Origin of the sequence: Sphingobium sp., from assembly GCF_035511395.1 — a bacterium.
Classification (GTDB): domain Bacteria; phylum Pseudomonadota; class Alphaproteobacteria; order Sphingomonadales; family Sphingomonadaceae; genus Sphingobium.
On record NZ_DATKFP010000360.1, the window covers coordinates 42,787 to 50,548 of the forward strand.

Below are 7,762 nucleotides of genomic sequence, written 5' to 3' on the forward strand. Positions count from 1 at the left end.
CGGCCGCAGGCAAGGGTAGTCATCATGACCGACACCAACTTCATGGCCAGTCCCGAAGAGCGCGCGCGTATCGCTGCGCAGGGCATGTATCATCCCGATCTCGAAGGCGACGCCTGTGGCGTGGGTCTGGTAGCTGCGACCGACGGTCGCCCCAGCCGCCGCGTGGTCGCCAGCGCGATCGATGCGCTCAAGGCCGTGTGGCACCGTGGTGCGGTCGACGCCGATGGCAAGACCGGCGACGGCGCGGGCATCCATGTCGACCTGCCAGTGCGCTTCTTCGACGATTGCATCGCCGACAGCGGGCACAAGCCGCTGCCCAACCGTCTGGCCGTGGGCATGGTCTTCCTGCCGCGCACGGACCTTGGCGCGCAGGAAGCCTGCCGAACGATCGTCGAAAGCGAGATCATCGACGCGGGCTACACCATCTATGGCTGGCGCCAGGTGCCGGTCGACGTGTCGGTCATCGGCCAGAAGGCGCAGGCGACCCGCCCGGAAATCGAGCAGATCATGATCGCCGGCCCGATGCCCGAAGAACGCGACATGGCCGAGTTCGAGAAGGATCTCTACCTGATCCGCCGCCGGATCGAGAAGAAGGCGATCGCCGCGCAGATCAACGATTTCTACATCTGCTCGCTGTCGTGTCGCTCGATCATCTACAAGGGGCTGTTCCTCGCCGAATCGCTGTCGGTCTTTTACCCGGACCTTCAGGACGAGCGGTTTGAGAGCCGCGTCGCGATCTTCCACCAGCGCTATTCGACCAATACCTTCCCGCAATGGTGGCTGGCCCAGCCGTTCCGCACGCTCGCTCATAATGGCGAGATCAACACGATCCGCGGCAACAAGAACTGGATGAAGAGCCACGAGATCAAGATGGCCTCGCTGGCCTTCGGCGAGCAGTCGGAGGACATCAAGCCGGTGATCCCGGCCGGCGCGTCCGACACCGCCGCGCTCGATGCCGTGTTCGAGGCGATCTGCCGTTCGGGCCGGGATGCGCCGACCGCCAAGCTGATGCTGGTGCCGGAGGCATGGCAGGCGGACAGCGCCGAACTGCCCAAGGCCCATGCCGACATGTATGAATATCTCGCCTCCGTGATGGAGCCGTGGGACGGCCCCGCCGCGCTGGCGATGACCGACGGCCGCTGGGTCGTGGCCGGCGTCGACCGCAACGCGCTGCGTCCGCTGCGCTACACGCTGACCGGCGACAATCTGCTGATCGTGGGGTCGGAAACCGGCATGGTCGTCGTGCCCGAAACCACCATCGTCAAGAAGGGCCGCATGGGCCCCGGCCAGATGATCGCCGTCGATCTTCAGGAAGGCGAAATCTATGACGACCGCGCGATCAAGGACCAGATCGCGGGCGAGCGTCCCTATGGCGACCTGATCAAGGACTTCCTGACCGTCGACGATCTGGCCGACGCGCCGAGCGCGCTGCCGTCCTGGGACAAGGCGGAACTGACCCGCCGCCAGGTCGCCGCCAATCTGACGCTGGAGGATATGGAGCTGATCCTCAGCCCCATGGTCGAGGATGCGAAGGAAGCTATCGGATCGATGGGCGACGACACGCCGCTCGCCGTCATTTCCGACAAGCCGCGCACGATCAGCCATTTCTTCCGCCAGAATTTCAGCCAGGTCACAAACCCGCCGATCGACCCGCTGCGCGAACGGCATGTGATGAGCCTGAAGACGCGTTTCTCCAACCTCCACAATATCCTGGAGGAAGGCGCGCAAAACAGCCATGTGCTGGTGCTGGAATCGCCGGTGGTGACAAGCGCCGAATGGGCGCGGCTGAAGGCCTATTTCGGCCCGGCTGTGGCCGAGATCGACTGCACCTTCCCCGCGACCGGCGGGCAGGAGCAGCTGCGCGCCGCCATCGCCCGCATCCGCGAGGAAGCCGAGCAGGCGGTCCGCGAAGGCCGCACCGAAATCTTCCTGACCGATGAAGGCGTCAGCGCAGACCGTGTCGCCATTCAGGGCGTGCTCGCGGCGGCTGCCGTCCACACCCACCTCGTCCGCAAGGGGCTGCGCAGCTACGCCTCGATCAATGTGCGTTCGGCCGAAGCGCTCGACACCCATTATTATGCGGTGCTGATCGGCGTCGGCGCGACCACGGTGAACGCCTATCTGGCCGAAGCCAGCATCGCGGACCGCCATGCCCGTGGCCTGTTCGGCGACTTGAGCTTCGACCAGTGCGTCGAGCGCTATCGCGTCGCGATCAATGAAGGTCTGCTGAAGATCATGTCCAAGATGGGCATCGCGGTCGTCAGCTCCTATCGTGGCGGCTATAATTTCGAAGCGGTCGGCCTGTCGCGCGCGCTGGTCAACGATCTCTTCCCCGGTATGCCGGCGAAAATTTCGGGCGAAGGCTATGCCTCGCTTCATTACAGCGCGATGATGCGTCATGACGCTGCGCATGACAGCGCAGTGGTGCGCCTGCCGATCGGCGGCTTCTATCGCCAGCGCAACGGTGGCGAGGCCCATGCCTATTCGGCGCAGCTGATGCACCTGCTCCAGACCTCTGTCGCGACCGACAGCTATTCGACCTATCTGCAATTCTCGCGCGGCGTGCGTGACCTGCCGTCGGTCTATCTGCGCGATCTGCTGGAGTTCAACTTCGCCCGCGAGGCGGTGCCGATCGACGAGGTCGAGGCGACCACCGAAATCCGCAAGCGCTTCGTGACGCCGGGCATGTCGCTGGGCGCGCTCAGCCCCGAAGCGCATGAGACGCTGGCGATCGCCATGAACCGCATCGGCGCCAAGGCGGTGTCGGGCGAGGGCGGCGAGGATGCCGCGCGCTTCAAGCCCTATGAGAATGGCGACAACGCCAACTCGGTGATCAAGCAGATCGCGTCGGGCCGCTTCGGCGTCCATGCCGAATATCTGGGATCGGCCGAGGAGATCGAGATCAAGGTCGCGCAGGGCGCCAAGCCCGGCGAGGGTGGCCAGTTGCCCGGCTTCAAGGTGACCGAGTTCATCGCCCGCCTGCGTCACTCGACGCCCGGCGTGACGCTGATCTCACCGCCGCCGCACCATGACATCTACTCGATCGAGGATCTGGCGCAGCTCATCTACGACTGCAAGATGATCAACCCGCGCGCCAAGGTGTGCGTGAAGCTGGTCAGCCAGGCCGGCATCGGCACCGTGGCGGCGGGCGTGGCCAAGGCCCATGCAGACGTCATCCTGATCGCCGGCCATGTCGGCGGCACCGGCGCGTCGCCCCAGACCTCGATCAAATATGCCGGCACGCCGTGGGAAATGGGCCTGTCGGAAGCCAATCAGGTGCTGACCCTCAACGGTCTGCGCCACCGGGTGAAGCTGCGCACCGACGGCGGTCTCAAGACCGGTCGCGACATCGTGATCGCGGCGATCCTGGGCGCGGAAGAATTCGGCATCGGCACGCTGTCGCTGGTCGCCATGGGCTGTATCATGGTGCGTCAGTGCCACAGCAACACCTGTCCGGTCGGCGTCTGCGTGCAGGATGAAAAGCTGCGCCAGAAGTTCACCGGCACGCCGGAGAAGGTCATCAACCTGATGACCTTCATCGCCGAGGAAGTACGCGAGATATTGGCGCGCCTGGGCTATCGCAGCCTGGACGAGGTGATCGGGCGGACCGAACTGCTCAAGCAGGTCAATCGCGGCGCCGAGCATCTCGACGATCTCGACCTCAACCCGATCCTGGCCAAGGTCGATGCGCCCGACGATCAGCGCCGCTTCAGCCTGGAGGGCCGCAATCCGGTTCCCGAAAGCCTCGACGCGCAGATGATGAAGGATGCGCGCGCCGTGTTCGAACGGGGCGAAAAGATGCAGCTCACCTATACGGTGCGCAACACGCATCGCGCCGTGGGCACCCGCCTGTCCGCCGCCGTGACCGAGAAGTTCGGCATGTCGACGTTGGCCGACGGCCATCTGACGGTCCGCCTGCGTGGTTCGGCTGGCCAGTCGCTCGGCGCGTTCCTCTGCAAGGGCATCAAGCTGGAAGTGTTCGGCGACGCCAACGACTATGTCGGCAAGGGGCTGTCGGGCGGCATCATCTCGGTGCGTACGACCGTGTCGTCGCCGCTGTCGTCCAAGGACAATACCATCCTCGGCAACACCGTCCTCTACGGCGCCACCAGCGGCAAGCTGTTCGCGGCGGGTCAGGCGGGCGAGCGTTTCGCCGTCCGTAACTCGGGCGCACAGGTGGTGGTCGAAGGCTGCGGCGCGAACGGCTGCGAATATATGACCGGCGGCACGGCGGTGATCCTGGGCCAGACCGGCGCCAACTTCGGTGCGGGCATGACCGGCGGCATGGCCTTCATCCTCGACGAGGATGGCAGCTTCCCGACGCGCGCCAATCCCGAAAGCATCGTCTGGCAGCGGCTGGAAAGCGCCCATTGGGAAGCTGAACTCAAGGCGCTGATCGCCCAGCATGCGGTGGCGACCGACAGCAAATGGTCGAACACCATCCTGGACGACTGGGACCGCTGGCGTCGTTATTTCTGGCAGGTCTGCCCGAAGGAAATGATCAATCGCCTCGCCCATCCGCTGAGCGATGCGCAGGCGGAGGTCGTCGCGGCCGAATAAGCCGCCGGGAAGGCTTTATTGGGGGCTGGTCGGAACGATCGGAGGCGCAGGCTCCGCGTCGGTCTGCCCGGCCCCTGATTGTGTCGGCACCACCGCCACGGGAACCGTGCTTGCAGCCATCGGCGTGCTATGGGCGAATCGGACCACATTGACTGGGGTCGATGGCGGGAGCGGCGCTGGCGCGTCCGCAGCCGGCGCCACATCCTGCGATTCGGACAGATAATCCCGCACCACCGGATCGTCGCTGCCCGAAATCATGCCGTCGCTGTCGAGGCCCGCCATCTGCGCCGCATAATGGCGGTCGGCGAGCGTCGGCCCGCATCCGGTACAATGGATCTCGGTCGGGCCGGGGTCGGCGGGAGCGGGCGCCGCCTCGCTTACCTGCGCGGCGCCATAGGGATCGTCCAACCTTTCCAGCGGCGATCGCTGGGGACTGGTGACATAGCTGCCCAGCGCCAACCCCATGGCCGCCGCTGCGGTCATCGTCGTTGCTGACAGCATCCACAGGCGCATCGCTCGTCCACGCTCCTATGCCGGGGGAGAAACAACTCCTTTTGCGACAATCATAACGCAGATGCAGATCACTTGTTGCATGACCCAAAAGCCTTTGCTAAGGGCCGCCTCCTACCAAGGCACCGGCGCCGCCGGTTTCCTGTTTGATGTGCGGTCATGGCGGAATTGGTAGACGCGCAACGTTGAGGTCGTTGTGGCCGAAAGGCCGTGGAAGTTCGAGTCTTCTTGACCGCACCATCATCCTTTACCGGAAATGATCATCGCCTTCGGGCACCCGCGCTCAACGCGCGATCACCACGTCCGTCACCTGTCGTTTGCCGCCCACGCGGCCGAGCTGGACATAGACGCCGATGCAGCTCTGCACATAGTGGCGCACATCCTCCCGGTTGAGGCGCGACCCGCCCTGTAGCACCAGCAGCACGATCTGCTCGATCGCTCGCGCGGGGCTGTCGGCGTGGACGGTCGTCATCGATCCGGGATGGCCGGTATTGACCGCGCGCAGGAAGGCATAGGCCTCTGGCCCGCGCAATTCGCCCAGGATGATCCGGTCGGGCCGCATCCGCAGCGATGCCGCGACCAGATCGTCGGCGCTGACCTGCGCTTCCCCCAATGCGCTGCGCGACGCCAGCAGCCCGACCGCATTGTCGTGGCGCACCAGCAGCTCGGGCGCATCCTCGATCAGGATCAGCCGTTCTTCGGCCGGGATCTCGCGCATCAGCGCATTAAGGAAGGTGGTCTTGCCGGTAGAGGTGCCGCCGGACACCAGAATCGTCTTGCGCGCCCGCACCGCCGCAGCCAGCGCGCCGCCCACATCGCCCCGGTCCAGCAGCGCGCTGAGCGCCTCATGCCCCGCATGATGATTCGGATCGACATCGGTTCGCACCCCGTCGAACGCGCCACTGGCGACATAGTCGGCGAGTTCGAGGTCGGGCGAGAGATGCTTGCGGATCGCCATGGCGAGCGGCCCGCGCGTCGCGGGCGGCGCGATGATCTGGACGCGCGCGCCGCCCGGCAGCGTCGCGGACAGCAGCGGATGGGCGCGACTGATCCCCTGATTGCTGAACGCCGCGATCTGCGTCGCCAGCCGCGCCAGCAGGCTTTCGTCGATCGCCGGCAGCGTGTGGCGCTCGATCTGGCCGATCGTGGTTTCGGCCCAGACTTCGCCCGGCCGGTTCACATAGATGTCGGTCACGTCCGGCCGCGCGAGAATATCCGCCAGCGGCGCGAGATAGCTGGCGAGATAGATGCCGCCGCCGGCCGGATCGATCGGCTTCATCGCGCGCCTTCGACATCCGTGAAGTCGAGGTCGCGGGCGACGAAGACGCTGATCGATGCGCCGGGCTTCACCTTCAGCGTCGGTGGGATCTGTGGTGTCTGGATCGCCTGGTTGACGCCGTTCACCGATCCCTGGATCGGCACGATGATCTGCGTGCTGCGTCGCGGCGTTGCGAGGCCGACACCGACATCGAGCGCGGATTGCAGGATCGCGCCGGAAAAGCGATCGAGGAAATGGGTATCGACATCGGCCTTCATCCCGGTCCGGCCGACCCGGTCGGCCGATGGCGATGCGATGGTGATGGTTGCGCCGTCCGGCCGGATCAGGCGCGTCCAGTTGATCAGGGCGCGCTTCTGCCCTTGCCCTGTATCGGCGCGATATTCGCCGACCAGCCGGCTGCCGCGCGGGATCAGGATGCGCGTACCGTCAAAGCCATAGACGTTGCGCGACACGATGGCGCGGGCAAAACCCGGCCGCGAGGAATCGAAGCCCGATTCCAGCACCGCCTGAATCAGCGTCCCCTGCACCACGGTCGTGGCGCGATCGGCGAACATGCCTGCCCGCGCGCGATCGCTGTTGGTCGGCGTGAGCGCAGACGGAGAGGCCGGCGCGACGTCCGGCACCGCGTCGGCCGGCTTTTGCCCGGCGACGCTGTTGTCGATCACCAGCGCATTGCCCTCGGCCCGGCGCGGCGGTGCGGAGGGCGGCGCTTCATATTGGGGCGGTGGTGGCGCGGTGTAGGGGATGAAGCTGCCGGGCACCGGCCCGCGCGCCGGCGGCGCCACCGGGAATGGCTGCGCGGGCGGCTCGACATGGGCGATGGCCGGCGGCGGCGCGGGTTCGGGCGGAATGAACAGGGAAGTGACGGAGCTGCCTGCCTGCACCTGATCGGTCGGGCCGGGGGCGACGCTGGGCGCGCTCAGCGCCTGCCGGCGCGCATTGAGGACGGTGAACAGGCCGACCGCGGCGAGTATGGCGATCAGCACCAGTGCGATGGTGGGCAGGCCGCCGCGCGGACGCTGCACCACCGGCAGGATCGACTCCTCCGGTGCTTCCGGGGGCGCTGGCGCGGTCATGGCTGCGCCTCCGCCGGAACGGGCGCCTCGGCCAGGCGCTTCGCCCGCGCGACATGCTTGTCGACGCGGAAGACGAGCTGCTGGGACACCGCATCGATCACCAGTCGGTCGTCGCGCATCATGCCGTTGATCAGCATTTCCCGCCCCTGTCCGTCCACGGCATAGACCGCCGGCAGGCTGACGTCGGTGGCCCACTGGATGAAGGTCCGCTCGCCATCGTCGCCGATATGGGACGGCCAGAGCGTCCGGTCGCCGGTCAGGCGATAGGCATGGGTCAGCCCGACCGGGACCGCGCTGATCGGCGGCGGAGGCGGCGGATAGTTGAAGCGCAGCCGAT

At 66.3% G+C, this 7,762-nt stretch carries 5 protein-coding genes and 1 tRNA gene; 2 read left to right on the forward strand and 4 right to left on the reverse strand.

Annotated features, from left to right (window positions below; all coding sequences use genetic code 11):
* The first annotated feature begins 24 nt into the window (after positions 1-24).
* Positions 25-4,560, forward strand: a complete 4,536-nt coding sequence (gltB, locus tag VMR39_RS24915; RefSeq protein WP_325420279.1) for a glutamate synthase large subunit — start codon at positions 25-27, stop codon at positions 4,558-4,560.
* Positions 4,561-4,575: 15 nt separating this feature from the next.
* On the opposite strand, the gene VMR39_RS24920 is transcribed toward gltB, so the two are convergent.
* Entirely contained in the window at positions 4,576-5,073 is a 498-nt protein-coding gene (locus tag VMR39_RS24920) for a hypothetical protein (protein WP_325420281.1), read from the reverse strand.
* Positions 5,074-5,223: 150 nt separating this feature from the next.
* On the opposite strand from VMR39_RS24920, the gene VMR39_RS24925 reads away from it, so the two are divergent.
* Positions 5,224-5,310, forward strand: a tRNA-Leu gene (locus VMR39_RS24925).
* 43 nt (positions 5,311-5,353) lie between these two features.
* Here the strand turns inward: VMR39_RS24925 and virB11 are convergent.
* From virB11 to VMR39_RS24940, 3 genes are all read right to left on the reverse strand, one after another.
* Positions 5,354-6,349: a P-type DNA transfer ATPase VirB11 gene (gene virB11, locus VMR39_RS24930; RefSeq protein WP_325420283.1), complete on the reverse strand. Its 996-nt coding sequence runs from the start codon at positions 6,347-6,349 to the stop codon at positions 5,354-5,356.
* A complete protein-coding gene (locus VMR39_RS24935; protein WP_325420285.1) occupies positions 6,346-7,425 on the reverse strand; it encodes a TrbI/VirB10 family protein in 1,080 nt (359 codons plus the stop codon). The genes virB11 and VMR39_RS24935 overlap by 4 nt, the downstream gene beginning before the upstream one ends.
* On the reverse strand, positions 7,422-7,762 hold a 341-nt coding region (locus VMR39_RS24940; RefSeq protein WP_325420287.1), incomplete at its 5' end, for a TrbG/VirB9 family P-type conjugative transfer protein. The genes VMR39_RS24940 and VMR39_RS24935, both read right to left, overlap by 4 nt.

Coding starts and splice junctions, on each gene's coding strand:
- VMR39_RS24935 (WP_325420285.1), bottom strand. CDS start 7,425: ATGACCGCGCCAGCGCCCCCGGAAGCACCGGAGGAGTCGATCCTGCCG.
- virB11 (WP_325420283.1), bottom strand. CDS start 6,349: ATGAAGCCGATCGATCCGGCCGGCGGCGGCATCTATCTCGCCAGCTAT.
- gltB (WP_325420279.1), top strand. CDS start 25: ATGACCGACACCAACTTCATGGCCAGTCCCGAAGAGCGCGCGCGTATC.
- VMR39_RS24920 (WP_325420281.1), bottom strand. CDS start 5,073: ATGCGCCTGTGGATGCTGTCAGCAACGACGATGACCGCAGCGGCGGCC.